Here is a 23180-nt window from a genome sequence, read left to right as displayed (position 1 = left end):
GGGGGCGACGCGCCAGAACGGGCGCGCTACAAAAGCGTCGTTGTGCTCGTGAGGCCCTAGATCAGCGCCTTGGTGTGCCAGACCGTCTTGGTCTCGGTGAGGCCGACGATCCTGTCGAGGGAGGGAGCGGCGGCATCCGGTCCGTTCTCCGGGGTGATCACTCGCTTGAGCGTGTCGGCCGCCGCAATCTGCAGGTCGACCCAGTCGAGAGCCCCTGCGCCAGTGAGGTCGAGGGCGTTGACGTCGGCGTGGCTGGCGAGCCACGGAGCGATTTCGGCCGGTGAACCGGTGAGTACGTTGACGACTCCCCCTGGCACGTCGCTGGTGGCGAGCACCTCGGAGAGGCTGATGGCCGAGAGCGGCATCGTCTCGTTGGCGATCACGACGACGGTGTTACCGGCGACGAGTGCCGGTGCGACGACGCTGACCAGGCCGAGGAGTGAACCTGCGCCCTGAGGGGCGACGATGGCGACAACACCCGTGGGCTCTGGAACCGACAGGTTGAAGTACGGGCCGGACACCGGGTTCGCATTGCCCGTGACCTGCACGTACTTGTCGGCCCAGCCGGCGTACCAGACCCAGCGGTCGATGGCGGCGTCGACCTGGTCGGCGGCCATCTGCGCTGTGACGCCCTCCGAGTGCATGATCTCGTCGATGAACTGGGCGCGACGGCCTTCGAGCAGCTCGGCGATGCGGTACAGCACCTGCCCGCGGTTGTACGCGGTGCTGTTCGACCAGCCGCTGACGGCTGAGCGCGCGGCGACGACGGCATCGCGGGCATCCTTGCGGGACGCCAGCGCTGCGTTGGCGAGGAATTCGCCTGAACGGCTGGTGATCTCGTACACACGGCCAGACTCGCTGCGCGGGAACTTTCCGCCGATGTAGAGCTTGTACGTCTTGGGAACGGCGAGGCGGGTCACTTGGCGGCCTTCTTTCCTGCGGGAGACTTCTTAGGTGCGGCGGTCGCGGCGTTGGTCGACGCAGCGCCAGTCGACTCGGTGACGGCCTTCGGCGCGGTGCCGGCAGCACTGTCGAGGGCAGCTGCCTGCTCTGCGACCATCGACGGGCGAGCGGATGCCGGCTTCAGGTACGCGGTCAGGCCCTGACGGCCGCCCTCGCGTCCGTAGCCGGACTCCTTGTAGCCGCCGAACGGGCTGGCCGGGTCGAAGCGGTTGAACGTGTTCGCCCAGATGACCCCGGCGCGCAGCTTGTCGGCGACGGCCAGGATGCGGCTGCCCTTGTCTGACCAGATGCCGGCTGACAGGCCGTACGGGGTGTTGTTCGCCTTGGCGATGGCCTCGGCCGGGGTACGGAAGGTGAGCACGGAGAGCACGGGACCGAAGATCTCGTCCCTGGCGATGCGGTGACTGGTCGACACGTTCGTGAAGATCGTCGGCGCGAACCAGAAGCCGTTCTCCGGAATCGCGCAGTCTGGACTCCAGCGCTCCGCACCTTCCTGCTCGCCGATGTTGGAGAGCTCTGTGATGCGCTGCAACTGCTCGCGGCTGTTGATGGCACCGATGTCGGTGTTCTTGTCGAGCGGGTCGCCGAGGCGGAGGGTGGACATCCGCTCTTTCAGGCGGTCGACGACCTCGTCGTGGATGGACTCCTGCACCAGGAGGCGGCTGCCTGCGCAGCACACGTGGCCCTGGTTGAAGAAGATTCCGTTGACGATGCCCTCGATGGCCTGGTCAATGGGTGCGTCGTCGAACACGATGTTCGCTGCCTTGCCACCGAGCTCGAGGGTGAGCTTCTTGTCGGTGCCGGCAACCGAGCGCGCGATGGCGCGGCCGACGGCGGTCGAGCCGGTGAAGGCGACCTTGTTCACGTCGGGGTGGTTGACGAGCAGTTCGCCGGTGTCGCCGGCCCCGGTGATGATATTCACGACGCCGTCGGGGAGGCCTGCCTGCTGGCAGATCTCCGCGAACAGCAACGCGGTGAGAGGAGTGGTTTCGGCGGGCTTCAGCACGACGGTGTTGCCGGCGGCCAAGGCCGGGGCGATCTTCCACGCCAGCATGAGCAGCGGGAAGTTCCACGGGATGACCTGGGCTGCGACACCGAGCGACGCCGGGTTCGGGCCGAGGCCGGCGTGATCGAGCTTGTCTGCCCAGCCTGCGTAGTAGAAGAACCAGGCGGCGACGAGGGGCACGTCGACGTCGCGGCTCTCCTTGATCGGCTTGCCGTTGTCGAGGCTTTCGGCCACGGCCAGTTCGCGGGCGCGTTCCTGCACGAGGCGTGCGATGCGGAACAGGTACTTGCCGCGGTCGCTGCCGGAGAGCTTGGACCAGACGTTATCGTGGGCACGACGGGCGGCGGCGACCGCGGTGTCGACATCCGCTGCATTCGCGTTGCTGATCATTGCGATCTGCTTCTCGGTGGCGGGAGAGATGGTGGAGAACGGCGTGCCGCGACCGGCGACGAAGTCACCGTTGATGAAGAGGCCGTAGTCGCTGCGGAGATTCAGGACCGCCTGCGACTCGGGCGCCGGAGCGTATTCGAGAAAGTTCATGTCAGAGGTCCTTAGTCAATCGTCACGTAGTCGGGGCCGGAGTAGTGGCCGGTCGACAGCTTCTGGCGCTGCAGCAACACGTCGTTCAGCAGGCTCGATGCACCGAATCGGAACAGGTGCGGCTGGAGCCACTCTTCACCGACGGTCTCGGCGACCGTGACGAGGTACTTGGTCGCATCCTTGGCTGTGCGGATGCCGCCGGCCGGCTTCACGCCGATCTTCTCGCCGGTGAGGCGGTGCCAGTCACGGACGACCTCGAGCATCGACAGCGTGACCGGGAGCGTGGCGGCCGGAGCGACCTTGCCCGTCGAGGTCTTGATGAAGTCTCCGCCGGCGATGATGGCCAGCCAGGAGGCGCGGCGCACGTTGTCGTAGGTGTTCAGCTCGCCGGTCTCGAGGATGACCTTGAGGTGGGCGTAGCTGCCGTCGGCGCGCTTGCAGGCTTCCTTGACAGCGACGATCTGGTCGAAGACCTCGCCGTAGCGGCCGGACAGGAATGCGCCACGGTCGATGACCATGTCGATTTCGTCGGCGCCTGACGCGACGGCATCCGCTGTGTCTGCCAGCTTGATGGCGAGCGACGCACGGCCGCTTGGGAAGGCGGTGGCCACGGCGGCGACGTTGATGCCGTCGTCCTTGCCGGCCGAGTGGGAGGCGCCGAGTGCCTCGACGGCGTACGGCACCATGTCGCCGTAGACGCAGACCGCGGCGACGCGCGGGCAGCTCGGGTCTGTCGGGTCTGGCATGAGCGCCTTGCCGACGAGCGAGCGCACCTTGCCTGGGGTGTCTGCGCCTTCGAGGGTGGTGAGGTCGATCAGGCGGATGATCGTGTCGATCGCCCACTTCTTCGAGGTGGTCTTGATCGAGCGGGTGCCGAGGGCGGCCGCGCGCTGTTCGAGGCCGACGGCGTCGATTCCGGGGATGCCGTGCAGGTAGCGGCGCAGGTTCGCATCCGTTGCCTCACCGCCGAGAAGCGTCAGAGTGCGCTCCCTGGTGGCCAGTTGACTGCTTGTCATGAGTTGTCCTTGCGGTTGTGGTCGTTCAAAATAGCGTTCGCGGTCTCTTCGTCTGTCACGAGCACCGTGCACAGGCCGCTGCCCACGATTGCCCTGGCGACGGCGTGCTTGCTGCGGCCGGAGATCACGGCGATGGCCGTTTTCGCGCGGCGCAGCTGCTCAAGTTGGATGCCGAGTGTGCGCTCATCGAGCTCGGGGTCGACGATGTTGCCGTTGCTGTCGATGTAGCGGCCGACGATGTCGCCGACGGCGCCCTTCCGCACCAGCTCGCTCACCTGCTCTGCGGTGAGGTAGCCGCTGTCGACCAGGGCGGAGTTCTCGTCGGCTTGGCCGGCGCTGTACAGGTAAGCGGATGCGCCGGCGGCCATGTCGAGGACGGCCGCGACGGCGCGGTCAGACTCGATGGCGCGCTTGGTGTCGAGGCGCTCGAGGATTGCGGGGCTCGGCAACAGCGTTGCAGCGCCCATGGCCTTCTGCGCGATGGTGACCGCTGTCGTTGCAGCGGTGCCCGCTCGCTTGTTGAGGCTGACGCCGCCATTGATCTGCACGACATTGACGCCGGGCGCCCATCCCTGCTTGAGATGCAGCGAGACGTCGTGGAGGGTGCGGCCCCAGCTGAGTCCGAGCGTGCGCGGGATCGGGCGGAGGCTGGTGAGGTAGTCGGCCGCTGCCTGGGCGGTGCGGGATTGCAGCTCTTCGTCGCTTGCAACTCCGGCAGAGGAGACGACGATGGCATCCGTGAGTCCTGTCACCTCGCGGAGGCGACGTTCGACGGGCAGGCGCCGGGCGCGCGGGTGCACGATCTCGATCCGGATGAATCCGCTGGCCTTGGCCTGGGCGAGCAGCCGACCCACTTTCCAGCGGGTGAGGCGAAGGATCGACCCGATCTCGTCCTGGGTCTTGTTCTCTTCGTAGTACAGCTCGGCCGCACGGATAGACAGCAACTCGTCGGTTTCACTCATGCCGGGGCCTCCATCCTGCTGACATCGCTCAGCACTCGTTCCAGCGTAGATGGCATAGCCGACTCGATCAACACGTGTGGGCGTAGTTGCTCATATGAGCAGCGCGCCGAAGAACGAATGTGAATCAGCAGCCCGCGCCCGGCACTCGTGACATCCATAGGACTCATTGGGCAGAGATCGCTCGGTTGCACCGAGAGTCGCCACGGCTCAGTTCAGCGGCCAGCGGGCAGGGTTAGTGACACGCGACGAGAATCGAAGCAGGTAGCCGTCTGGGTCCTGCACCAGGAACTGGGACACGTCCGTGGTCGTGTCTCCGGCTTTGTAGCGCTTGATCTCCGGATCCATGAACAGCGGCCAGTTCGCCGCTGCCAGCCGATCAACAATGGGGTCGATGCCTTCTGGCAGTGAAATCTCAAAGTTGACTCCGCGGCCGAGCGGCCCCTCGAGTGGCCCTGTTGCCCAGGTGCGACCGAGGTTCATCTGATCGAGCATGACGTGCGCCGTGCCCATGTGGAGATACGAGAACCCTTCCTCCGGGCGGTCGTAGAGCACCTCGAAGCCGCAGAGCGTCACCCAGAACCCGAGGCTCACGGCGAGATCCGTGACGGTCAGTTCGGGCACGAGCCTCGGAAATGGCGTCGGCTGCTCTGCAGGGGAGGATGTCATTCCCTCAGTATGGCAAGCAGGGCCGACAACGAAGGTGGTGCTTTCCACGCACGTGCATGACCATGGGGACATGCACATCGAGGACGTAGACGAACGAGACAGCACCTGGGAAATGTGGGAATCAACCTTTCGGGTGTATTTCGCCACCGGACCCTCCCGATCGATCCGCACAGTCGACGTGACAGACGCCACCTTCAGCGAGGTGCATGCCTGGGCGAAAGAATCGGCAGCTGCAGGCGTACTCATCGCAATCGCACTCGTCGGCCGCGACGACCGCGGATTGAAAGGGCTGACCTGGCTTCTCGGGATGGATCCGAATGACTACCCTGAGACGCCGTATCGAGAGCGGATGTTTGCGGAGCTACACGCAAACACGTCGCCGCCGACCACGCCCTAAACTCTGGGGATGCAGACCGAAGCCCCAGCACAGCAGCCAGCGACAACCCGTGGCGCGCTCGCCATTGCCATCGATCTCGGTGGCACCAAGGTCGAGTCCGCCCTCGTCGATGACACTGGTGCGCTGCTTCCGGGAACCCGGGCGCGCGCGGCAACCGGCCCTGCAGCGTCGAGCGCCGACCTGGCTGCGAGCGTGGCATCCGTTGTCAGGAGCGCGCTCAGTGCGCTGCCGGCCAATGCGACACTCGCCGGGATCGGCATCGGCACCGCCGGCCCGATCACCGTGGCCACCGGTGCGGTCTCACCCCTCAACCTTCCCGTCTGGCGCGGCTACCCGCTGCGCGACCTGGTGCAGGAGCTGGCACCGGAGACCACGGTGCGCCTCCGCATGGACGGCCTCTGCATCACGCTCGCCGAGCACTGGGTGGGCGCCGGCATCGGCGTTCAGAACCTCATGGGCATGGTGATCTCTACGGGCATCGGCGGTGGACTCATCCTGAACGGCCAGACTGTCGCTGGCCCGAGCGGCAACGCCGGGCACATCGGACACGTCGAGGTGGGCGGCTTCGACGATGCGTGCGCGTGCGGGGGCCGCGGCTGCCTCGAAGCCGTCGCATCCGGCCCGAATACGGTCGCCTGGGCCAAGCGTCAGGGTTGGGCTGGTCACACCGGCGAAGACCTCGCGGCGGCCTACGCGGCTGGTGACGAGATCGCCCGCGCGGCTGTTCGGCGGAGCGGCACGGCCATCGGCCAGGCCATCTCGTCAGCGACCAACCTGGTCGACCTCGATCGGGTGGCCATTGGCGGCGGCTTCTCACACGTGACGCCCGACCTGTTCGACTTCATCCGGGAGGCGATCGAGCGGCGAACGGAATTCGAGTTCGCGCGTCGCGTGGAGGTAGTACCGTCGTCGCTCTCAGGCGAAGGCCCGCTCATCGGGGCCGCGGCGCTGATTCATCGCGCAGCGCTCGTATAGGTCAACGGCTGCGCGACGCGGATACAGGATGCGCGGTCTAAAACCGGCCGATTCTTCCTGTTTTCGGTGACAATCCGCCGATTCATCCTGTATTCGAGACACGGCAGCAGACTGCCGATGCGGATGCGCACGCCGACTGCCGAGGCAGGTGCCTAAACCTCCTGGCCGAACCACTGGGCCAGCACCGGGGCCAGCACGTCATCTGACACATTGTGGTCCTGGCCCTGCAGGATGACGTAGGTCGCCTCCGGAACATACTGCGCGATGGTGCGCGCGGCATTGCCCGCCCAGGCTGGACTCGCTTCGCCCGCGATCGCAAGAGTGGGCACGGTGACCTTCTCCAACCGGTCGGTCGGCGCCACTCCCCCATTGCCGAGGGCCACGTCGTAGGGAAGCGTGTGCGCCATGGCAGCCATCGACGGGAAGTACGGCGACTGCTTCACCTGGTCGATCATCTGCGGCGGCATGCCGACCAGCGCCATGAACTCCGCCGCGGCCTCGTCGCGGTGGCCATTCTCAACCAGGGAGCGAAGCTTCTCGGCAGCCTCGGCTGTCGGTCCGTCCTGGCCGGCATACGGCGGCTCGTAGACGGCCAGCTTCTGCATGGCCGCTCCTCGCGCCGAACTCTCGAGCGCGATGGCTCCGCCCGATGAGTGCCCGTAGACGAACGCGTCACCGCCCGTGGCCGCCAGGATTGCGGCCAGATCCTGAACTTCCCACTCGATGTCGTAGTCGCCGGCGTCGCGTGTGCCGCCGCTGTCGCCGCGCCCTCGCCTGTCGTAGCAATAGACCGTGAATCTGTCGCTCAGCAATGCGGCCAGGCCACTCGCCGACATCCGTGTGTTGAATGCACCGCCAATGATCACGAGCGGCAAGCCGCTGCCGGATCGGTCGAATGCGATGGCCGTGCCGTCGGCCGAATGAACGGTTTCCATGCTTCTTGCTCCCACCCGGCGCCCGTGCGCCTGAGGCACAGGGTACTCAGGGTCGATGCGCTTGGGGGCTCACGCGGCAAAGTTCAGAGAGCGACGAGAGGGATTTCGAGACGCTCGCTGGGGCTCGCTCCTCAATCGACGGGGAGAGCGGATGCCTTAACTCGGGATGCGCAGTTCGTCTTCCAGCATGTGCGGGCGCGAGATGACGGCGCCGGCGATGGCCACGACAAGGGCGGTGACGATGAGCACGACGAGCGGCCAGGTCCAGCCACCCGTCAGTTCGTGCAGGATGCCGACGGCCAGCGGGCCGAGCGCCCCGATGGTGTATCCGACGCTCTGGGCGAAGCCGCTCAGTGCCACTGCGCCGTCATGCGTGCGCGTACGCAGGTTGATGAGAACGAGCACCAGCGGGAAGAGCATCGGACCCAGTCCCGCGAAGAGGACCCAGAGCCACGTGAGCGATTCTGGCGCGAGCATCAGCCCGAGGTATCCCAGCACGAAACACAGCGCACCCGTGTAGACCAGAATGCCAACGTTGCGGATGCGCGCGGTGAGAATCGGAATGATCAGCGAGCAGGGAATGCCCATCGCGGCATAGAGCGACAGCAGCGTCCCGGCCTGCGCCGCGCTCACCCCCGCGCTCTGCATCAACAGCTCCGGCAGCCAGGCGAACATCGCGTAGGCGTTGAGAGAGGATGCGGCGAAAACGATGGCGATCGCCCAGGCGATGGACGAGTGCCAGATCTTCCCGAGTATCTGTGGCTCGGCCTCATCGATGGCCGTCGCCTGCTCAGGGGACGCGCGACGCTTGGTGATCATCGCGATCCACGGCACGAGTGCCACGAGAGCGAGCACCGACCAGAGGCCGAGGGATACACGCCACCCGGCCGACTCAGCGACCGGAACGGCGACGAGCGGTGGCACGAGAGTGCTGAAGGCAAGCACCGTGGCATAGAGGGACGTGAGCAGGCCGACCCTGTCGGGGAAGTATTTCTTCACCAACGGTGGCAGCAGCACGTTTCCGGCACCCATTCCGGCGAAGGTGATGATGCTGCCGATCAGCAGCACAGCCAATGACTCGGTCAGTCCCCTGAGGAGGTGCCCGAGCATGATCGCGCAGAGGGCGACGATCAGAACCTTCTCAAGCCCGAACTTTCGAGCGAGCACGGGCGTGAAAATGCCGAAGAACGCGAAGCAGACCGGCGGCAGCATGCCGAGAACGGCGACTGCGGTTGTGCTCAACGGCACATCGACGTTAATCTCCGACACGATCGGCGACAGCGCTGTGACAGCGGTACGAAGATTTGCAGCGACAAGCAGAATGCCGAGCAGCGCAAGTGTTCGACCTGCCCAGAGAGCGCGGGCAGGTTTTTCGATCACTGATGAAGTCTAGGCTGATGCCATGGCCAATTTCGCCAACTATCTTCCGCTGAGCCTCCGCGCGCACAGCGACGAATCACGGGTGAACTCGAACTGGTGCGGGCACACCGCCGCCACGCTCGGGGCCATTGCCGACATCCTGTCCGGGCTGACGCCTGAGCAGTGGGAGACGCCGAGTCTCTGCGACGGCTGGCGAGTACGGGATGTCGCCGGCCACCTCGTGTGGCGCACCGGCAGCTCAACGCGGACAATGCTCGGCAGCGGCATCCGTGCCTACGTCGGGCACCACGTGAACCCGAACAAAGCCATCGACGATCTCAGCCGTCGCGCGGCAGAGGCAGAGCCGGCTGAGCTGATCGCCCGCATCCGTGGCATCGCCGCCGACAAAGCTGCCGGCCGTGGTCGCACCGGCATCGGTGAACTCACCGAGGCCGTCGTGCACGGCATCGACCTGGCAGAGCCACTCGGCATCACGCTGAGAGTCGCTCCCGCAGCATCCGGTGCCGTGGCACTCAGGCGTAGCCTCATCACCCCCACCGAGATCAAGGCCGTCCTCCGCACTCGCACGCTGGTCGCAACGGATGCCGGCTGGAGCGTTGGCACCGGCGCCACCCTGGAGCGCACGGCCCAGCAGCACCTGGTGTTCTTGTTCGGGCGCGAAAAAGGACCGCTCCCCATTCATTGAGTCCGCTGGTCGAGGAAGGTGCGAGCCTGCAAGCCCCTATCTCGCCCGTACCGAGTGCATAACTCCTGCAGATTCGGCGAGAGGAGCCGGAACTGGCGCTTCACAGCGGGATACGGGCAAAGTGCAGGAGTTATGCACAAAAGTCTCGAGACCCGAACGAGCCGCGCTGCGTGCCGGAACGACCTGCGGGTTTCACGACGACCGCGAGCGGCCTCCGCACCAGCGACGGGAGCTACGCGGAGAGGACTGCGCGCACCTTGTCAACGTCGTCGGCCATCTGCGCGATCAGCGGGTCGATGCCGGTGAATGCGACCATGCCGCGGATACGGTCTACGAACGACACGTCGACCACGTGGTCGTAGAGATCGATGTCTTCATCGAGTACGTATGCCTCGACCTGTTTGTGCGGAACACCCTCAAAAGTTGGGTTGTTGCCAACGGAAATCGCTGCCGGGTAGCGGATGCCGGCATCCGTCAGCCAGCCGGCATACACACCGTCTTCGGGAATGAGGCCCTCAGACTCCGGTGAGAGGTTGGCCGTCGGGTAGCCCAGATCGCGGCCGCGGGCTGCACCGTGAACGACAACGCCGCGCACCGTCGGAAGGTGGCCGAGAAGGGTGCTCGCCGCACGCACATCCCCGTTGGCCAGTAGTTCGCGAATCCATGTCGACGACACCCTGCGCGTCGAATCAGGCTTCACATCATCGATGAGGTGCACCGTGTAGCCGTACTCGGTGCCGAGGTGCTGAAGCAGGGCGACGTCGCCGGCGCCCTTCCCTCCGAAGCGAAAATCAGACCCGACCAGTACGTGTGTGGCGTGCAGCGATCGCACGATGATGCTCTCAATGAACTCGCGCGGGGGCAGCGCGGCGAAATCCGCGGTGAAGGCGAGAACCACGGTCGCATCGAGGCCGGTCTCGGCCAGCAGATCGAGCTTCTGATCGGTGCTCACCAGGGACTTCGGGCACGCGTGCGGCGCCAACACCGCAAGCGGGTTACGGTCGAACGTCACAGCAACGGATGCCAGTCCATCACGGTCGGCAAGCGCTTTGAGCTCGCCGATAACCGCGCGGTGGCCAGCGTGAACGCCGTCGAATTTCCCGATGCTGATCGCGGATGCTGGCCAGTCTGCCGGGATGTCTTCGATTCCGTTGAAGATCTGCATCAGAGCGTCGAACGCTTCGTTCGACCTGGCAGCGGGTGCTTGGCCAGCCACCACATGCCGAGGATGGGCAGGACCAGTGGGATGAAGAGGTAACCACGGCCGAAGACCGACCACACGGTGTCGTGCGGGAAGAGCGCTGGGTCAACGAGGCTGAGGGTGCCGACCACGAGAACGCCAAGCAGTTCGAATCCGATGGTGATCCAGGCGATCCGGTACCAGACACCCCCGCGGGCGATCAACGCGACAGTGGCGAGGATGTAGACGACAGCAGCCAGCGCTGAGAGCGAATACGCGAGCGGAGCCTCATCGAATTTGGCGATGATCTGTACGACAGAACGCCCGGTGGCGGCCAGCGCCAGGATGCCGTACACCGCAATCAGGAGTCGGCCAATGCCCGTCGCTCGAGTTGACGGGGCGCCTAATTCAGTCTTCAGTTCAGTCATCGCCTTGTAATTATCTCAGTATCGGGATGCGCCACAAATCAGGCGGCCTGCACAGTCCAAATCTGCAGCATCCGGTAGAGCATGACGCCCACCGACAGGCAAGCGACCCCCAGAATAACGGTGCTCCACCTGTTGCGTTCGATCAGCGCCCAGAACCCGGCCGCGATCGGCAGCAGGATGGCACTGATCAGGTACACGTAGAACTCGAGAGGGCTACCGGTGGGAGCATTCCCAACGGCTGGCGCCACCAGGGCAATGACCAACTGCACGATGAGCAGCACCTCAACGAGAAGCGTTGCACCCATGGTCAGGTCGGTGGGCTTTCGCCCGATCAGGCCAAGGACGACGCACAGCACTCCGGCTGCGCCGGCGATGGCGAACTGGGCCCAGGTGAACCATTCGATCATTCTGCGGATACCTCTGTTGTCGTGGTGGTGGTGGTTGGTGGGTCAGTGTGAGCGCTCGGCTCGGCTGGGGTACTCGCCTCGGGTGGCGTGCTCGGCTCGGCTGGCGCGCTTGCTTCGTCTGGCGGGAAGTTCACCAGGACTCTGGACGTAGAGCCCTTGCGCTCAATGAGCCCGACGAGGCGCCCGTCAGGCGCGAGCGCGGCGATGGGAGCGGATGCAGGCAACGCGGCATCCAGTTCGATGCGCTTGCCGTGGCCGAGGTCGATCGTCTGTTCGTCGGTGAGGTCCAGCCGCGGGAAGAGCAGGGTGGCTGCCTCTGCCGGAGGGATGAGGGCTGTGGACACGTCCAGATCGTCCAGGGTCGGTGCATCGGCGACGTGGAACGGGCCGATGCGGGTGCGCCGGAGGGCGGTGAGGTGTCCCCCAACGCCGAGCGCTGCACCAAGGTCGCGGGCGAGCGCCCTGATGTAGGTGCCAGACGAACAAACGACCCGCACCTCCAGGTCGAGGAAGCCGTCGACGCTGGTCGATGACAGCACCTCGAAGGCACTGACCGTGACCGGGCGCTTGGGCAGCTGAACGTCTTCGCCGGCCCGGACGAGTGCGTACGCGCGCTTGCCATCGACCTTGATCGCGCTGACAGAGCTCGGCGCCTGTTCGATGTCGCCGGTGAGCGTCGCAATCTCAGCGTGGATGGCGTCAGTGCCGATCGCGGCCATAGCGCCGGGAGCCGCGCTCTCCAGCAACTCACCTTCGGCGTCATCCGTTGTGGTGGATGCGCCGAGCCTGATTGTGGCGAGGTATTCCTTGTCGAGCCCGACAATGTAGGTGAGCAGCCTGGTCGACGAGTTGATGCCGAGGATCAGGAGCCCGGTCGCCATGGGGTCGAGCGTGCCGGCGTGGCCGACCTTGCGCGTGTTGGCCAGGCGGCGGGTGCGGGCGACGGCGTCATGGCTCGTCCAGCCCTGGGTCTTGTCAATCAGCACGATTCCGCTGGCGGTCGACTGTACGCGCGGCGTTGATCGTTGTTGCTGTTTGTGAGTTCTCATGCACGGCCCTCCGGTTCGCAGGCGACACCCATCACGAGGTCGAGCTTGGTGCGGAACGTCGCGCGCATCAGTTCGTTCGCGGTGTCGTCGTCATTGAACATATCGGGGAGCCGAAGCGCCAGGAGCGTGTTGAACATCATGCCCTGCGCCAGGAATTCCATGGTCGCTTCCGGGTCAAACCCTGCCTCGTCGCGCAGCAGGCGATAGATGGAGAGGAACCCGGAGCGTGCCCTGGCGCCGATCACAGGCTCGTGACCGGAGATGAACGCCTGCATGAGTGAGAGCAGGATGCCGCGATCTTCGATCAGGTCGACATAGGTTGCCGCGAGGCGCGCTACCAAGACGTCGTTGCGGGTTTCATCGGTCGGGGTCGGTTCGGCCAATGCTGCACGGAAGGCGCTAGTCAGCTTCCCCAGCGCACGCTCAAGCACCTCGACGAACAGGTTCTCCTTGGTGCCGAACATCCGCACGACGTATGGCTGGCTGATGCCTGCAGCCTGCGCCACCTGGTCGGTTGTCGCGCCGGAATAGCCGCGCTCCCCGAACACCTGGCTGGCGGCGCCAAGGATTTGTTCGCGGCGCTGGACGGCGGGAATTCGCTCCGTGCCCGCGGATTTCTCAACTTTTGTCTCACTCACACTTGACATGTTATCAGTCGATTACTAGCGTGGCATCTTGTAATCATTCAATTACAACGAAGGATCCCCGATGTCTCCCCAGTCCGCCAGACGCGTGCCTATTTGGCTCGCCGTGGTCGCATCCGCCCTGCCGATGTTCATGGCCACCCTCGACAACCTCGTGGTCACGAGCGCGCTCCCCGTCATCTCGCGCGACCTGTCAGCATCCATTGAAGAGCTGCAATGGGTCATGAATGCCTACTCGCTGAGCTTTGCCACCTTCATGCTCATGGCTGTCGCCCTCGGTGATCGTTTCGGCCGCCGCAGCGTGTTCCTGGTCGGCATCGGTGTCTTCACCGTTGCATCGGCGCTCAGCGCCCTCGCCGTCGAACCCTGGATGCTCATCGGCGCCCGCGCGCTGCAGGGTGTCGGAGCCGCTGCGCTCATGCCGCTGTCGCTGACGTTGCTGGTCGGCTCGGTCAGTGATCGGCTTCGCCCGGCGGCGATCGGTATCTGGGGTGGCATTGCCGGTCTTGGTGTCGCTCTCGGCCCACTCGTCGGCGGCGCCGTCGTTGAAGGGTGGAATTGGCAGGCCATCTTCTGGCTGAACGTGCCGCTCGGCATCATCTCCGTTCCGCTGGTGCTGTTCGCCCTGCCGAACAGTTTTGGAGCACGGGTGCGCGCCGACGTGATTGGACTGCTTCTGGCCGGTGTCGCCGTCTTCGGGCTGGTCTACGGCATCGTGCGCGGCAACGAAGCCGGCTGGGCAAGCGGCGAGGTACTCACGGCACTCATCGGGGGCGCCATACTGCTGGTCGCATTCGTGGTGTGGGAGTCGCGAGCAAGCGCTCCCCTGCTTCCGCTCCGCCTCTTTCGGGACCGCAGCTTCACCGTCGCGAACCTCGTGGGTGTCACGTTCAGCTTCGGCATCTTCGGCTCGATCTTCATCCTGATTCAGTTCCTGCAGGTTGTTCAGGGGCACTCACCTCTTGAAGCCGGCCTCATGACCATGCCGTGGACCCTCGCACCGATGGTCATCGCCCCGCTGACCGGTTTCCTCAGCCCGCGAACCGGCACCCGGCTGCCGCTGGTGATCGGGCTGTCGTTCCTGACAGTCGCGATGTTCTGGTTGGCGACCACAATGTCGGCGACGGTGGAATACACCGAATTGTTGCCCGGCTTCATCCTGGCCGGAATCGGAATGGGCCTCGTCTTTGCGCCGAGCTCGACTGCGGTACTGGTGAACATGGCTCCGGCAGATCATGCCAAGGCATCCGGCACCAACTCAACGCTGCGCGAGATCGGGGTCGCGCTCGGTGTTGCCGTTCTCACCGCGGTGTTCACCGGTGCAGGCGGGGAACTCACCCCCACCGGCTACGTCGACGCTGCGATTCCCGCCGTCTTCGTTGGCAGCGCCGTACTTGCGGTGGCAGCCGTCATCGCCCTGTTCATGCCGTCCAAGCGCGTGGCTCAGCGGATCGTTGCGGCGAGAGCCTTGAGCGAGGAGAGCGCCGCGCGTCCCCTGGCTGATGCCGCTGTCTAGCGCCCCAGCCGCTCAGCACACGGGACACAGAATTCGGCGAACGGCCGCACCTTGAGCCGCTCGACTGGAATCGGGTTTCCGCAACTCGCGCACCGCCCGTAGGTGCCGGCTTCCAGGCGCGCGATGGCATCGTCGACCTGTTGCAGCTCTAACCGGGCGGCATCAGAGAGCCCCGTCAGCCGCGACCACTCCGCCGACAGCGGCGCCCCGTCTGGATCATGCTCGTCGTCATCGTTCGCGCCCTCCCTGTCGTGGGTGAGGGTAGCAAGCATCGCCGTTATGGAGGTGAGCCTCGTGGTCGCCTCCTCGCGCAGATTATCCAGGACCGCGCGCATCCGCTCGTCAACGTCCATGCCTCCACTCTAGGCACGCCGCCTGACACCTGCCCGGCGTGGCCGTGAGAGCACCGAGCGGCACCGCAACAGCCTTGGCGACTTCTCTACCCGCTGCTTCGGGTCGCGCAGCTCATCGCACGTAGACGTTATCTGCTCTCGGCTCCGCTAGTCCCGCCGCACTCGTCGTCAGTCTGCGCGAACGGCCGCAGTCACGGCAGACACGCGCAAGAAGTCGAGCTTGTCGGCGGCCTCGGATCCGGTGGCGGCCGTGTACGCGACTATCCGCAGGTCGGTGCCTGCGACGCTCAGCACGTCGCAATCGAGCTCAAGATCCCCGACAACGTCACTGTGCACCACTTTTCGCTCCGACTGGTGCTCGCCCACGACCCCGCACTCCCACAGTTCCCGGAACCTTTCGCTCGACGCCAGCAGCTCGTTGACCAACGCCTTCACCGCGCGATCGCCGGGGTATCGTCCGTGCACCCGGCGGAGGTCGCCCACGAGAGATGCTTCAAAGGCGTCGATACTGATCGACCGGCTGACGATTCTCCCGCTGTCTCCCAGTGCTGTCCCCGTGAAACGCGACCGCAAGAGATTCGGCCGCCCCGTTCCGGAACGAACGGGCTCGCCGAGAAGCGCCGCCCAGAGCGGACTCCAAGTCACGAGGTCCCATGAGGCGGTGAACACCGCCACCGGAATCTCCCCGAGGCGGGCAACCAGGCGCTGCACACCGGGCGGGATGTGCGATGGCACGTCGCCCGGCGACGGTGGAAGGAGGCCGGCGATGACAAAGAGGTGATCTCGCTCGGCGTTGTTGAGCTGGAGCGCACGGGCGAGCGCCGCTGCGACCTGGGCGGACGGCCGCCGGGATCGTCCCTGCTCGAGGCGCACGATGTAGTCGACGCTCAAGCCGGCAAGGGCTGCCAGCTCTTCGCGCCGTAGGCCCGCCGCTCGCCGGGCGTCGTCGGCGGGAAACCCCACATCGATGGGCGATAAACGGTCGCGCCACGAGCGGAGGAGCGCGCCGAGGTCACTGTGTGGATCCTGCATGGAGTCAGTCTGACAGTGCCTGCAGCATCCTGCGTGGTACTCCCAGTCCACCTGTTCACCCGGGCCACGACAACCGGATCGTCGCCGCTACAAACTCGAAGCATGACAACAACACTGATCACCGGAGCCAACAAGGGCCTCGGCTATGAAACCGCTCGCCGCCTCATCGAGGCCGGGCACGAAGTATGGATGGGCGCGCGCGACGAGGTGCGCGGCCAACAGGCAGCGGATGCCCTCGGCGGCCGGTTCGTACAGCTCGATGTGACGAGCGATACATCCGTCAGCAGCGCCGCGAAGACAATCGCGGATGCCGGTGGCCTCGATGTTTTGATCAACAACGCTGGCATCTCTGGCCCCCTCAAGACAGCCGCGGACCTGACGGCAGCCGACGCCTTAGCGGTCTACGGCACCAACGTCGTTGGCATCGTCCGCATGACTGCTGCTTTCGTTCCCATCCTTCGCGCCTCGAGTGCGCCCACCATCGTCAATGTGACCAGCGGCTTGGGATCATTTGCTTTCGTGAATGATCCCGAGTGGATTTACGCGAAGTTCACCGCCCCGCTCTACACATCCTCGAAGTCCGCCGTCACGATGCTCACCATGCAGTACGCCAAAGCGCTCCCGGAGATGCGCATCAATGCCGCCGATCCCGGCTACACCGCGACCGATTTCAACGGCAGCACCGGTACGCAGACCGTGCAGGAAGGAACCGACGCGATCGTTGAGCTGGCCACCCGTGGCGGCAGCGGCCCGACAGGAACGTTCATCGATCGCTCCGGCGTCGTCCCCTTCTAACGATTGAGTCAACGTCCATACGTTCTGGGCACGCCGGCCCAGTCTCATGTCAGAGACCGTTGGGGTCTTTATACCTAGATGACAGTGTCGGTGTGAATACCGAGCAGGCCGCCTGCGCCAGCATCCGACCGGAGCGAGCGAAAGCCGAGCCGCTGATAGAACGCTTGCGCGCCGGTATTTCCTGGCGACACATCTAGGTGGACTCCTGGGACGCCACGTTCGCGAAGCTCGGCGAGCAGGGTGCGGATCAGCTGCCGACCGAATCCCTGCCCCTGCAGTTCCGGAAGCAGGTCGATATGCAGATGTGCGGGGTACTCGTCCAGTTCGGGGATCATCATCCGATCCGGCTGCATGCCCATCCCGACGATATCGAGCGGTGCTGTCGCCAGCGGCACCGCTCGGGCGTACTTCGCAGCGAATCCGGGCAACCACTCGGTGCGATAACGCTCGATGAACGCGCCTGTGTTCGCCGTTGCGACGATGTAGCCGTCGACTCGTGCGCCCGTGTCGACGACGAACGCAAGTTCAGGCTCGAGCTCGACGTATGGAAGTACGAAAATGTCGGCGAGCAGGTCGTCGCTGACGTGCATGCCCGTTGCATCGGTCCCAGAGTCGCCCGTTTTCAGGCAGATCTCGGCGACAGCGGAACGATCGGACGCTCGATATCTGCGAATCTCAGGCACGCCTCCATAGTGGCATGTGGGCCTCAGACACAGTGGGATTCATGGGATTCACTGGCATGAGCCTGCGCGCGTGGCCGCAGCTACGGCGGAGACGCTGACCTGGGGATCCCCTTTACCGAGTTCTTCGAGACGGTGTCGATTTCGCGTCGTGCCGTTCGACCTATGGGGTGAGGTCGCACTGCTACCTTTCGGAATCACAGACCCCAAGGAGAATAGCCAAAATGCCACTCACGAATACTGACCCAAAAGTCACGGAATACATCGAAACGTCCGAGGAGTTTGCCAGGCCAATTCTTATTCATCTTCGAGAGCAGATACACAAGCACTGCCCCGACGTGGTGGAGTCAATCAAGTGGGCTAACCCACATTTTGACTACAAAGGTGATTTTATGTGCGTCCTGGAATCAGCTAAAAGCCACTGTTCACTCACATTCATAAAGTCTGAATTCATGACGGATCCCCGGTTCGCGGGCGGCAAAAAGGTAAAGCCGGGCCAGCGATTCATGAGCAGAATCACAAGTCTGTCCGACCTGCCTTCGGACGAAGAACTCGCAGGCTTTATCAAGCAAGCGGTGGATCTGAATGACAGGGGCGTCAAGCTCGATAAGACAGCTAAAGCTGCACCGAACAGCACACCAATAGAAACTCCTGCATTCTTCTTAGACGCACTGTCGACAAACGTCGCTGCCAAGCAAGTCTTCGAGAACCAATCAGCCTCATTCCGCAAGGAATATATCATTTGGCTTGAAAGTGCAAAGACGGCCGCCACGCGACAACGGCGAATAGATGAAGCCCTGGAATGGATCGCTGAAGGTAAGCGTCGATTCTGGAAATACGACAAATAGGGCACGAGGCGCATCTGCTTCGATTCCCCGGCAACCCGTCTATGTCGGTGCCACCGACTATGTTCGAGCCATGAATAGTCTTGTTGAGTTGCGGCCATGGGCGGCCGATGATTTGCCGGTGTTGCAGCGCAGCAACACCCCTCAGATGACCACGTTCCTCGGCGGTCCTGAATCCCAGGAGCAGCTTCTGAAACGTCAGGCGAAGTTCCTTCGTATGTGGGACGAGGGTGAAGCCTGCATGTTCACGATCAGGGCCGACTCCGAGGACGAGCCAGTCGGGTCCGTCGGATATTGGAAAACGACGTGGGCAAACGTGGACGTCTACGAATCCGGATGGAGCATCGCGACCCGCTACCAGGGACACGGGTATGCGTCTCTGGCTCTGCGGGCGTGTCTACAACACGCGGCGGACTTCGGCGACCGGCAGGACGTGCTCGCGTTCCCTCGAATCGACAACGCGGCGTCGAACTCGCTCTGCAGATCTGTCGGCTTTGACTTCCGGTCTGAGGAGGACTTCGAGTACCCCAAAGGGAATCCGATCAGGGTAAACGCGTGGTCGTATGACTTGGCTGCGCTCCGGGAGGAGGGTCCGCGCTGATGCCTGAATCGCAGCCGACTCGGTGGTGCTCCACTTGCGTCGGGACAGAACCATCGGCAACCTAGGCTGGACGCATGCGAAATGCAGTTACCGACACCGGAGCGCTTCGTAGTGCGTTCGCCACCCCTCCCGTTCGATGAATCGAACTGACCGTTTGTACGCACTCGTGGAGGAGTTGCGTGTCGTCGCCCCTCGCCCCCGCAGCGGTCGGTGGCTCGCTGACCGGTTCGAGGTGAGCCTGCGGACTGTCGAGCGTGACATCAGCGCCCTTCAGCAAGCTGGCACACCGATCTGGGCAGAGCCCGGCCGAACCGGCGGATATTGCCTTGATCGCCAGAAGACGCTGCCGCCGATCAATTTCACCCCGCCAGAGGCCGTCGCGATGGCCGTCGCGCTCGAAAGCCTGGCCGGTTCCCCGTTCCAGCAGGCAGCGCAAACCGCTCTCCGCAAGTTGGTCGCTGCCATGCAGGAGACCGACGCCGACGCCGCCCGCGACCTCGCATCGCGAGTGCATCTGCTCGGCTCAGCTTCGGCTCTTTCACCGATCCCTTCTCTGATCGCAGACGCGCTCTCCGCCGGGCGCGTGCTCAGGATCAGCTACCAAGACAAAGACGGTGTCATCACGTCGCGGGAGGTCGAGCCCCTCGGCTATGTCGGAACGCCGACGAACTGGTACCTGATCGGCTGGTGTCGTCTTCGTGACGGAATCCGAGCATTGCGAACAGACCGCATCCTGTCGAGCGTTGCGACGGCAGAGAACCCCGCAGCGAGGACGCTCCGGACGGAGGATCTCGACATCCCCTACGGCGACATCAGGCAACTGCATCTGATGTGACATCACGAAAGTTTCTCGCGCTAAACACCGACAGGGGGTTGTCGCCGGCGTCCTCCAGCATGGGACGTGCCGGCATTCATCCGGCAGAAACGGAACCCTCATGAACCTCGTCTCCATCCGCCTCATCACCGACGACGTCCCCGCGCTGGCCAGCTTCTATGAGCACGTCACCGGCGGTACGGCAGTGCACCTGAATGAGCACTTCGCCGAAGTGCGCACCCCCTCCGCAACGGTCGCGATAGGCAGCACCGCTACCGTCGGGCTCTTCGGGCCTGGGTCGGCACGGCCGGCCGACAACCACACGGCGATCATCGAGTTTCTCGTGGACGACGTCGACCAGGAATTCCAGCAACTGCAGAACTGGATCACCACGTTCGTGAACGAACCTACGACCATGCCGTGGGGCAACCGCTCCTTGCTATTCCGCGACCCTGACGGGAATTTGATCAACCTCTTCACCCCGGTCACTGCCGCAGCGATTGAGAAGTTCGCGACATTCGCACGGTAGTTTCAGACGCCCTGTGGCCGCAACCGATGCCCACGGGGCGCCCCGCTCGAGATGGCGCGGTGGAGAACCATCGGCAACCTAGGCTGGACGCATGCGAATTGCTGTGATCGGCGCGGGAGCGCTTGGCGGTACATTCGCCACCCTTCTCGAGCGGGCCGGCCACCAGGTCACCGTCACAGCACGTGGAGCCAGCCTGGCCGCAATCCGGGCCGACGGCATCCGTCTCACGGGCGAATACGGCGAGACGCACGGCCATCCTCTCGCCGTTGAAACGTTGACGGAGACGCCCGACCTCGCACTGGTGTGCACGAAAGCGCAGGACGCGGCGGCGGCAATCGAGGCTAATGCCGCCGCGCTCGGCACCGCACCCGTCGTCGTCGTGCAGAACGGGCTGGCCGGCGTTGCCACCGCCAAGGCGCTGCTGCCGGACTCCGACTGCTTCGGCGCCCTGGTCATCATCGCCGCCAACTACACCGAGCCCGGCGTGGTTCGCGTCACGACGGCCGCCCCGACCTACATCGGGCGCGGGACAGGGCCAGCGGATGCCGCCACCCAACATTGGGCAGGCGTGCTTTCCGCCGCCGTTCCCACCATCGCGATCGGCAATTTCGTCGGCGCGCAGTGGACGAAGCTGATCGTCAACATGCTGAACGGCATCCCGGCGATCACCGGCATGAGCGTGCAGGACGTGGTCGACAACCGCGAACTACGGCGGGTGATGACGGCCAGCATGCGAGAGGCTGTGCGGGTGGGGATGGCGAATGGCGTGCACTTCGGCTCTATCCAGTCACTCAGCGACAGGTCGCTGCGAACGTTTTCGCGCAGTCCGCTCTGGGCGGGCCAGATCGTGCCGCTCCTCATGCGCAAGCGCATGGGCGATGTGCCGAACCTCGGCTCAACCCAGCAGAGCCTGCGCCGCGGCCAGCTAACCGAGATCGATTTCCTGAACGGGGCTGTCGTGCAAGAGGCCAGGCGGGCGGGCATGCAGGCACCGGTCAACGCACTGATCACCGCGATGGTGCACGAGGTTGAGCAGGCTGGGGAGTCACTCTCCCCGACTGAGGTGGTTCGTCGGTACAGGTCGCTCTAGCGGGCAGGCGCTGAGTGAGCGGGCGTTCCCCACAGGCATCCGCTCTCAGTGAGCAGGCATCCGCTCTCAGCCAGCAGCACGCAGAGCAGGCACGCTGACCGCACGTGCTGTCAGCAGCTGTCGCGGAACAGGCGACGCGGTGCGGCGGGATCCGCGTTGTCAACGAGGGCGTTGGCCAGGGCATCCGGGTTCACCTCGGCCAGATACAGTTCGTCAGCCTCGGTCTCTGCCCCGCTGTCGACGCGGATGCTGTACGCCCAGAGATCGCGAAGCTCGCGCCGGAGCATGAAGTCGCCGTCAACGATCAGCGTCGCGTCGAGTGGGGCCGTCTGCCAGGTCGGTTCGATCCAGGTGTCACGGTCAGGGTCGAACGACTGCGTGACGAAACTCGTGGTCACGCCCATCCGGAATGGTTCGGTCAGCACCCGGCGAAATGTCGCATAGTCGTGCCCGTAGCGATAGGTGCGCTCAGCTGAGGCCCCGCCAAATCTGTCCTGTTCCTCGCGCGAGCGCTGGAAATACGTCATCGAGGCCCTGAAGACAGGGTGCTCTCGTTCTTCGAAAACCTCGGCCAGGTCATCGGCAAATGCAGTGCGACCGGAGCCAGCTGCCCCATCGACAGCGACGATGCTGCGACCCCTGCCGTAGTTGTGCAGGATCTCCGTGGACAGTGCGCGGAGGAACTCGACGCGGGGCGTGGAAACGAGCTTCATGAATCGAGCCTAGGTTAGAGATGATGAAAGGCATATCCAACCCCGCTGGCATGGCCCCTTCCCCCACCATTGATGCGGCCGCCCCCGGCTCCTCCCCCATCGCACCCGGCATCATCGCCTGGTTCAGGGACAACGCGCGCGACCTCCCCTGGCGCCGTGACGGCTTCACGGCCTGGGGCACCCTGGTGAGTGAGTTCATGCTGCAGCAGACGCCGGTCAGCAGGGTCATCCCCCGACTCGAGGAGTGGCTCACCCGATGGCCGACTCCTGCCGCGCTGGCCGCTGAACCGCCGGGCGCCGCTGTGCGCGCCTGGGCTAGCCTCGGCTACCCGCGCCGCGCACTCTGGCTGCACGCTGCGGCCGTTGAGATCACCGAACGCCACGGCGGGATCGTGCCACACGATGTCGATGACCTGCTGGCACTGACCGGTGTCGGCGACTACACGGCCCGCGCCGTTGCCGTTTTTGCCTATGGGCACCGGCATCCGGTTGTTGACACCAATACCAGGCGGGTCATGGCCCGGGCGGTGAGCGGCCAGGCAGAGCCCGCCCCGCCGTCGCGCACCAGGGACCTCGAGATGATGAGCGCGCTGCTCCCCGCCGACCGGAATGCGGCCGCCGCATTCAACGCTGGAATCATGGAGCTCGGCGCCATCGTGTGCACCGCGAAATCACCGGCCTGCGACGCGTGCCCCATCGCGAACAGCTGCGCGTGGCGTGCGGCTGGCTACCCGACCTACGACGGCCCGCGAAAGGCCATCCAGAAGAAGTTCGAGGGCAGTGACAGGCAGGTGCGCGGCCTGATCATGGCTGAGCTCCGTTCCACCCACAGGCCTGTGACGGATGCCGAGATCGATGGGCTCTGGCCAGACGACGTGCAGCGCGCCCGCGCCCTTGCCGGGCTGATCAGCGACGGACTCGCGGTCCCTGCGCCGACGGGTGGATACGTGCTTCCGCACTAGGTTCTTCAGCCCTAGGT

Annotated in this window: 27 protein-coding genes; 11 read left to right on the top strand and 16 right to left on the bottom strand. The window is 64.7% G+C overall.

The window, feature by feature from the left end:
- Positions 1-56: 56 nt before the first annotated feature.
- From AC25Y4_RS09635 to AC25Y4_RS09615, 5 genes are all read right to left on the bottom strand, one after another.
- A complete protein-coding gene (locus tag AC25Y4_RS09635) occupies positions 57-920 on the bottom strand; it encodes an aldehyde dehydrogenase family protein (protein WP_488120170.1) in 864 nt (287 codons plus the stop codon).
- A complete protein-coding gene (locus AC25Y4_RS09630; RefSeq protein WP_488120169.1) occupies positions 917-2509 on the bottom strand; it encodes an aldehyde dehydrogenase family protein in 1593 nt (530 codons plus the stop codon). Before AC25Y4_RS09630 ends, AC25Y4_RS09635 begins: the two co-directional genes overlap by 4 nt.
- An 11-nt stretch (positions 2510-2520) precedes the next feature.
- Positions 2521-3525, bottom strand: a complete 1005-nt coding sequence (gene deoC / locus AC25Y4_RS09625) for a deoxyribose-phosphate aldolase (RefSeq protein WP_488120168.1) — start codon at positions 3523-3525, stop codon at positions 2521-2523.
- The gene (locus AC25Y4_RS09620; RefSeq protein WP_488120167.1) at positions 3522-4487 is read right to left on the bottom strand and encodes a sugar-binding transcriptional regulator; all 966 of its coding nucleotides are present in this window, start codon (positions 4485-4487) and stop codon (positions 3522-3524) included. Before AC25Y4_RS09620 ends, deoC begins: the two co-directional genes overlap by 4 nt.
- A gap of 207 nt (positions 4488-4694) precedes the next feature.
- The gene (locus AC25Y4_RS09615) at positions 4695-5153 is read right to left on the bottom strand and encodes a bleomycin resistance protein (protein WP_488120166.1); all 459 of its coding nucleotides are present in this window, start codon (positions 5151-5153) and stop codon (positions 4695-4697) included.
- A 70-nt stretch (positions 5154-5223) separates the two neighbouring features.
- On the opposite strand from AC25Y4_RS09615, the gene AC25Y4_RS09610 reads away from it, so the two are divergent.
- Both AC25Y4_RS09610 and AC25Y4_RS09605 read left to right on the top strand, forming a co-directional pair.
- Positions 5224-5550, top strand: a complete 327-nt coding sequence (locus AC25Y4_RS09610) for a hypothetical protein (RefSeq protein ID WP_488120165.1) — start codon at positions 5224-5226, stop codon at positions 5548-5550.
- A 9-nt stretch (positions 5551-5559) separates the two neighbouring features.
- The gene (locus AC25Y4_RS09605; RefSeq protein ID WP_488120164.1) at positions 5560-6525 is read left to right on the top strand and encodes an ROK family protein; all 966 of its coding nucleotides are present in this window, start codon (positions 5560-5562) and stop codon (positions 6523-6525) included.
- A 152-nt stretch (positions 6526-6677) separates the two neighbouring features.
- On the opposite strand, the gene AC25Y4_RS09600 is transcribed toward AC25Y4_RS09605, so the two are convergent.
- Both AC25Y4_RS09600 and AC25Y4_RS09595 read right to left on the bottom strand, forming a co-directional pair.
- The gene (locus AC25Y4_RS09600; protein WP_488120163.1) at positions 6678-7460 is read right to left on the bottom strand and encodes an alpha/beta fold hydrolase; all 783 of its coding nucleotides are present in this window, start codon (positions 7458-7460) and stop codon (positions 6678-6680) included.
- Positions 7461-7616: 156 nt separating this feature from the next.
- Positions 7617-8840: a CynX/NimT family MFS transporter gene (locus AC25Y4_RS09595; RefSeq protein ID WP_488120162.1), complete on the bottom strand. Its 1224-nt coding sequence runs from the start codon at positions 8838-8840 to the stop codon at positions 7617-7619.
- Positions 8841-8862: 22 nt separating this feature from the next.
- On the opposite strand from AC25Y4_RS09595, the gene AC25Y4_RS09590 reads away from it, so the two are divergent.
- On the top strand, positions 8863-9525 hold the full coding sequence (locus AC25Y4_RS09590; RefSeq protein ID WP_488120161.1) for a maleylpyruvate isomerase family mycothiol-dependent enzyme: 663 nt from the start codon (positions 8863-8865) through the stop codon (positions 9523-9525).
- Between the two features lie 232 nt (positions 9526-9757).
- Here the strand turns inward: AC25Y4_RS09590 and AC25Y4_RS09585 are convergent, their stop codons facing one another.
- The 5 genes from AC25Y4_RS09585 to AC25Y4_RS09565 are packed head-to-tail and all read right to left on the bottom strand — an operon-like array spanning position 9758 to position 13227.
- Positions 9758-10690 (bottom strand): bifunctional riboflavin kinase/FAD synthetase, encoded by a 933-nt coding sequence (locus tag AC25Y4_RS09585; RefSeq protein ID WP_488120160.1) that lies wholly within the window; start codon positions 10688-10690, stop codon positions 9758-9760.
- On the bottom strand, positions 10690-11133 hold the full coding sequence (locus AC25Y4_RS09580; protein WP_488120159.1) for a hypothetical protein: 444 nt from the start codon (positions 11131-11133) through the stop codon (positions 10690-10692). The genes AC25Y4_RS09585 and AC25Y4_RS09580 overlap by 1 nt, the downstream gene beginning before the upstream one ends.
- 38 nt (positions 11134-11171) lie before the next feature.
- A complete protein-coding gene (locus tag AC25Y4_RS09575; protein ID WP_488120158.1) occupies positions 11172-11540 on the bottom strand; it encodes a hypothetical protein in 369 nt (122 codons plus the stop codon).
- Entirely contained in the window at positions 11537-12589 is a 1053-nt protein-coding gene (gene truB / locus AC25Y4_RS09570) for a tRNA pseudouridine(55) synthase TruB (RefSeq protein WP_488120157.1), read from the bottom strand. Before truB ends, AC25Y4_RS09575 begins: the two co-directional genes overlap by 4 nt.
- The gene (locus tag AC25Y4_RS09565; protein WP_488120156.1) at positions 12586-13227 is read right to left on the bottom strand and encodes a TetR/AcrR family transcriptional regulator; all 642 of its coding nucleotides are present in this window, start codon (positions 13225-13227) and stop codon (positions 12586-12588) included. Before AC25Y4_RS09565 ends, truB begins: the two co-directional genes overlap by 4 nt.
- A gap of 70 nt (positions 13228-13297) precedes the next feature.
- Here AC25Y4_RS09565 and AC25Y4_RS09560 point away from each other — a divergent pair, with 70 nt between their 5' ends.
- The gene (locus AC25Y4_RS09560) at positions 13298-14749 is read left to right on the top strand and encodes a DHA2 family efflux MFS transporter permease subunit (protein WP_488120155.1); all 1452 of its coding nucleotides are present in this window, start codon (positions 13298-13300) and stop codon (positions 14747-14749) included.
- Here AC25Y4_RS09560 and AC25Y4_RS09555 read toward each other — a convergent pair.
- Positions 14746-15102, bottom strand: a complete 357-nt coding sequence (locus AC25Y4_RS09555) for a TraR/DksA family transcriptional regulator (RefSeq protein WP_488120154.1) — start codon at positions 15100-15102, stop codon at positions 14746-14748. The two genes, AC25Y4_RS09560 and AC25Y4_RS09555, sit on opposite strands and share 4 nt — an antisense overlap.
- A gap of 168 nt (positions 15103-15270) precedes the next feature.
- The gene (locus tag AC25Y4_RS09550) at positions 15271-16134 is read right to left on the bottom strand and encodes a helix-turn-helix domain-containing protein (RefSeq protein ID WP_488120153.1); all 864 of its coding nucleotides are present in this window, start codon (positions 16132-16134) and stop codon (positions 15271-15273) included.
- 102 nt (positions 16135-16236) lie between these two features.
- Between AC25Y4_RS09550 and AC25Y4_RS09545 the strand changes: the two genes are divergently transcribed.
- Entirely contained in the window at positions 16237-16929 is a 693-nt protein-coding gene (locus AC25Y4_RS09545; protein ID WP_488120152.1) for an SDR family NAD(P)-dependent oxidoreductase, read from the top strand.
- Positions 16930-17003: 74 nt separating this feature from the next.
- Here the strand turns inward: AC25Y4_RS09545 and AC25Y4_RS09540 are convergent, their stop codons facing one another.
- Positions 17004-17612 (bottom strand): GNAT family N-acetyltransferase, encoded by a 609-nt coding sequence (locus tag AC25Y4_RS09540; RefSeq protein WP_488120151.1) that lies wholly within the window; start codon positions 17610-17612, stop codon positions 17004-17006.
- A 221-nt stretch (positions 17613-17833) separates the two neighbouring features.
- Between AC25Y4_RS09540 and AC25Y4_RS09535 the strand changes: the two genes are divergently transcribed.
- From AC25Y4_RS09535 to AC25Y4_RS09515, 5 genes are all read left to right on the top strand, one after another.
- Positions 17834-18457, top strand: a complete 624-nt coding sequence (locus AC25Y4_RS09535; protein WP_488120150.1) for a YdeI/OmpD-associated family protein — start codon at positions 17834-17836, stop codon at positions 18455-18457.
- 70 nt (positions 18458-18527) lie between these two features.
- Positions 18528-19055: a GNAT family N-acetyltransferase gene (locus AC25Y4_RS09530; protein WP_488120149.1), complete on the top strand. Its 528-nt coding sequence runs from the start codon at positions 18528-18530 to the stop codon at positions 19053-19055.
- Between the two features lie 136 nt (positions 19056-19191).
- Positions 19192-19890, top strand: a complete 699-nt coding sequence (locus AC25Y4_RS09525; RefSeq protein WP_488120148.1) for a helix-turn-helix transcriptional regulator — start codon at positions 19192-19194, stop codon at positions 19888-19890.
- Positions 19891-19990: 100 nt separating this feature from the next.
- Positions 19991-20398 carry a VOC family protein gene (locus tag AC25Y4_RS09520; protein WP_488120147.1) on the top strand — a complete coding sequence of 136 codons (408 nt, stop codon included), beginning with the start codon at positions 19991-19993 and terminating at the stop codon, positions 20396-20398.
- Positions 20399-20489: 91 nt separating this feature from the next.
- The gene (locus tag AC25Y4_RS09515) at positions 20490-21488 is read left to right on the top strand and encodes a ketopantoate reductase family protein (protein WP_488120146.1); all 999 of its coding nucleotides are present in this window, start codon (positions 20490-20492) and stop codon (positions 21486-21488) included.
- A 110-nt stretch (positions 21489-21598) separates the two neighbouring features.
- On the opposite strand, the gene AC25Y4_RS09510 is transcribed toward AC25Y4_RS09515, so the two are convergent.
- A complete protein-coding gene (locus AC25Y4_RS09510; protein WP_488120145.1) occupies positions 21599-22201 on the bottom strand; it encodes a nucleoside/nucleotide kinase family protein in 603 nt (200 codons plus the stop codon).
- Positions 22202-22251: 50 nt separating this feature from the next.
- Between AC25Y4_RS09510 and AC25Y4_RS09505 the strand changes: the two genes are divergently transcribed.
- Positions 22252-23163 (top strand): HhH-GPD family protein, encoded by a 912-nt coding sequence (locus AC25Y4_RS09505; RefSeq protein ID WP_488120466.1) that lies wholly within the window; start codon positions 22252-22254, stop codon positions 23161-23163.
- Positions 23164-23180 lie beyond the last annotated feature (17 nt).

The sequence above is a fragment of the Leifsonia sp. Y878 genome (genome assembly GCF_057669685.1).
Note: the sequence above shows the minus strand (reverse complement) of the source record. Positions and strands in the feature narration are given on the sequence as shown.

What these genes read in the sequence shown, in the direction of transcription:
- AC25Y4_RS09630 (WP_488120169.1), bottom strand. Translation starts at nt 2,509, where the DNA reads ATGAACTTTCTCGAATACGCTCCGGCGCCCGAGTCGCAGGCGGTCCTG.
- deoC (WP_488120168.1), bottom strand. Translation starts at nt 3,525, where the DNA reads ATGACAAGCAGTCAACTGGCCACCAGGGAGCGCACTCTGACGCTTCTC.
- AC25Y4_RS09620 (WP_488120167.1), bottom strand. Translation starts at nt 4,487, where the DNA reads ATGAGTGAAACCGACGAGTTGCTGTCTATCCGTGCGGCCGAGCTGTAC.
- AC25Y4_RS09615 (WP_488120166.1), bottom strand. Translation starts at nt 5,153, where the DNA reads ATGACATCCTCCCCTGCAGAGCAGCCGACGCCATTTCCGAGGCTCGTG.
- AC25Y4_RS09610 (WP_488120165.1), top strand. Translation starts at nt 5,224, where the DNA reads ATGCACATCGAGGACGTAGACGAACGAGACAGCACCTGGGAAATGTGG.
- AC25Y4_RS09605 (WP_488120164.1), top strand. Translation starts at nt 5,560, where the DNA reads ATGCAGACCGAAGCCCCAGCACAGCAGCCAGCGACAACCCGTGGCGCG.
- AC25Y4_RS09600 (WP_488120163.1), bottom strand. Translation starts at nt 7,460, where the DNA reads ATGGAAACCGTTCATTCGGCCGACGGCACGGCCATCGCATTCGACCGA.
- AC25Y4_RS09590 (WP_488120161.1), top strand. Translation starts at nt 8,863, where the DNA reads ATGGCCAATTTCGCCAACTATCTTCCGCTGAGCCTCCGCGCGCACAGC.
- AC25Y4_RS09585 (WP_488120160.1), bottom strand. Translation starts at nt 10,690, where the DNA reads ATGCAGATCTTCAACGGAATCGAAGACATCCCGGCAGACTGGCCAGCA.
- AC25Y4_RS09580 (WP_488120159.1), bottom strand. Translation starts at nt 11,133, where the DNA reads ATGACTGAACTGAAGACTGAATTAGGCGCCCCGTCAACTCGAGCGACG.
- AC25Y4_RS09575 (WP_488120158.1), bottom strand. Translation starts at nt 11,540, where the DNA reads ATGATCGAATGGTTCACCTGGGCCCAGTTCGCCATCGCCGGCGCAGCC.
- truB (WP_488120157.1), bottom strand. Translation starts at nt 12,589, where the DNA reads ATGAGAACTCACAAACAGCAACAACGATCAACGCCGCGCGTACAGTCG.
- AC25Y4_RS09560 (WP_488120155.1), top strand. Translation starts at nt 13,298, where the DNA reads ATGTCTCCCCAGTCCGCCAGACGCGTGCCTATTTGGCTCGCCGTGGTC.
- AC25Y4_RS09555 (WP_488120154.1), bottom strand. Translation starts at nt 15,102, where the DNA reads ATGGACGTTGACGAGCGGATGCGCGCGGTCCTGGATAATCTGCGCGAG.
- AC25Y4_RS09550 (WP_488120153.1), bottom strand. Translation starts at nt 16,134, where the DNA reads ATGCAGGATCCACACAGTGACCTCGGCGCGCTCCTCCGCTCGTGGCGC.
- AC25Y4_RS09545 (WP_488120152.1), top strand. Translation starts at nt 16,237, where the DNA reads ATGACAACAACACTGATCACCGGAGCCAACAAGGGCCTCGGCTATGAA.
- AC25Y4_RS09535 (WP_488120150.1), top strand. Translation starts at nt 17,834, where the DNA reads ATGCCACTCACGAATACTGACCCAAAAGTCACGGAATACATCGAAACG.
- AC25Y4_RS09530 (WP_488120149.1), top strand. Translation starts at nt 18,528, where the DNA reads ATGAATAGTCTTGTTGAGTTGCGGCCATGGGCGGCCGATGATTTGCCG.
- AC25Y4_RS09525 (WP_488120148.1), top strand. Translation starts at nt 19,192, where the DNA reads ATGAATCGAACTGACCGTTTGTACGCACTCGTGGAGGAGTTGCGTGTC.
- AC25Y4_RS09520 (WP_488120147.1), top strand. Translation starts at nt 19,991, where the DNA reads ATGAACCTCGTCTCCATCCGCCTCATCACCGACGACGTCCCCGCGCTG.
- AC25Y4_RS09515 (WP_488120146.1), top strand. Translation starts at nt 20,490, where the DNA reads ATGCGAATTGCTGTGATCGGCGCGGGAGCGCTTGGCGGTACATTCGCC.
- AC25Y4_RS09510 (WP_488120145.1), bottom strand. Translation starts at nt 22,201, where the DNA reads ATGAAGCTCGTTTCCACGCCCCGCGTCGAGTTCCTCCGCGCACTGTCC.
- AC25Y4_RS09505 (WP_488120466.1), top strand. Translation starts at nt 22,252, where the DNA reads ATGGCCCCTTCCCCCACCATTGATGCGGCCGCCCCCGGCTCCTCCCCC.